Source organism: Paenibacillus cisolokensis, from assembly GCF_050481165.1.
GTDB classification, from domain to species: domain Bacteria; phylum Bacillota; class Bacilli; order Paenibacillales; family Paenibacillaceae; genus Paenibacillus_AH; species Paenibacillus_AH cisolokensis.
Genome location: NZ_JBCNFP010000175.1, coordinates 1 through 2251, shown reverse-complemented (window position 1 = coordinate 2251; position 2251 = coordinate 1). Strand labels below are relative to the sequence as shown.

Below are 2251 nucleotides of genomic sequence, written 5' to 3'. Positions count from 1 at the left end.
ACAATTATACGGACTCAACTGGTGGCAGCTGTTTATTGTCTCCGGCAATAATGACTTGCTTCCCCCTCATAATTGCTCCTATTGCATCTTCAGTACAAACCTGTGATGCCTCGTCGAAGATTACCACATCAAAGTTATAGTTCTCTGCATCGAGAAATAAGCTTACGGAAAGGGGAGACATCATCAAACATGGTTTTAGAGTAAGTAATAAATTGGGTATCGCCTTGAATAGTCTCCGTAATGGAAGTATTTTGCGTTGTTTGCCTAGTTCACGCTTTAATATTCCAATCTCATCCATAGCCATTGTCGCCATGTTCAAATCTGGCAACCTTGAGACAAGACGTTCTTTTATCCTTGTTCTTGCCAAGGAAAGTTGAGTTATATCGAGGCGATTAAATTCCCGTATGATCTCATCGTGGCTACGGCTACGGAAAGAATTAACTGCAGGAAACTTTGAGATTACAGAGTCTACCCACAGTCGATAGAAACGCTTAAGGAATGTACCGACTATCAGATCTTTGTCGATCTTGAGTTCTTCTACTTTCTGGACATACTCCGACAATCCTTCTTTCTTACACTCATCCCTGATGCTACGGAAATCAATCCATTCTTCCAGAGATGATATGTTGTTCAGACATTTGCTGATCTTTAATAAGATGGAGGTTAAGTCTGTTCGTTGTAACTCCTCTACATTGTCAAAGAGGTTTGCAAACCATCGCCATTCTTTCTGTATATGATTCAAGCTATCCTTAAGAATCTTCTTGTAAGAAGAGACCTCTGCAACATATGAGGAATCAGAACAAATGCGAGCAATAAAGTTCTGTGGCAATAAATACTTCTCATGTAACTTCTTAAAATCTCCGGCCCAAGATAATGCTCCTAAGATGGAGCCCCAATCAGTTTGGATACTACCGTTGAAGAAACTCTGGAAGTTTTCTTTTAGGTTATCGCTCTCCTTATTGATTGTGCGATCAATAATCTGAATAATTTCCAACTTGGAGAGATCATCTATAACTTCGTCATATGAAAGTTCTTTATGACTATGCTTAGTCACTTCTGTAAACAATCCATCCAGAACTTGAAGTGAATTCATTACACCGGTAACCATTTCAAGAAGTACTGATACATCCAAATTCTTACAATCGGATGTAGATGGCAGTATCCTTTGAAGAGTAAGAACCAGATCAGGGTCTTTTATGATACCAAGCTTCTCATGTCGTGTTTTAATGTCCTGATAATTCGCTTCTCCATCAACGAGAAAGTTTTTAACGCTAACAGGAATAGGCTCACCTGAGAAACAGTTGAGAATGCTTGAGAATTGTTTGAACGATTGATCCAAGAGCCCCCAATCAGTCATTTTCCCAAGATAATGGCTTCCCAATAATTGAGTAAGTATCTTTTCATTTTCATTTAGCCAAGAATGAATATCAGAGATTTCTTTTAATTCGTTTAAGACAGAGATAATGGTTTGATCATCGAACTTCTGAGAATTATCTTTCATCAAAACACGAATTTGTTTTTTATCTGTTCTGTAGCTCCTTTTAAAAACCTTGAACCAAGTAGTGTATTCAATCTTGAATCGTTTCAGCATAGATGAATAATCAATGTCAAAGATTTCTTTATCGAAGCGGCTGCTTATGGATGTTGTGAGATTGTTAATCTGATCGTACTTATTCTTTGCTTCTTCTGACAACTTCTTAATAGCATTATATTTACCAGGGTCAAACCATGCCTCAGTAGGTCCTGGATTTAGAAGAATTAAGCTCAATAATGTATGAAGTGCTTCTAAACCCATGATTGATCTTTTATAAGGAATTTTTAATGTTTCAAAAATACTTTCTGCCGCGGCTGAAGCAGCTTCTATTTTTCCGCAAATGGAAGCCAGTTCATTAATGATCGATTTTGCGAACCTCAAAATATCATTGTCACTTGGGAAACTATCCTCATTTAATATAGGCTTAACTGTTGCAACTCTTGATAAGAGTAGTGATTTTATATTTTCAGCTTGCAGATTGAAGTAATCGTTATCATAAATTTTATCTAACTCGGACTGGTAATCTTCATATTCCTTTTTCATTGCAAGATATTTCTCCGCTTGCTGAATAAGCGGAGTAATATCTTCAGTAGTTATCCATTGAATCGGAATTCCTGGTGATTTCTCCGAGATATCGAAAATCTCAAGGATATCCTCTGTTGCAGCCAGGGTCAAATCCCTGTTCAGTTCGAAGTTATTATTAACTCAACTTTCGCA

At 37.3% G+C, this 2251-nt stretch carries 1 protein-coding gene; it reads right to left on the bottom strand.

What is annotated here, in order from left to right:
- Nucleotides 1-4 precede the first annotated feature (4 nt).
- Nucleotides 5-2209 (bottom strand): AAA domain-containing protein, encoded by a 2205-nt coding sequence (locus ABEV74_RS22500; protein WP_430149829.1) that lies wholly within the window; start codon nucleotides 2207-2209, stop codon nucleotides 5-7.
- Between the last annotated feature and the right edge of the window lie 42 nt (nucleotides 2210-2251).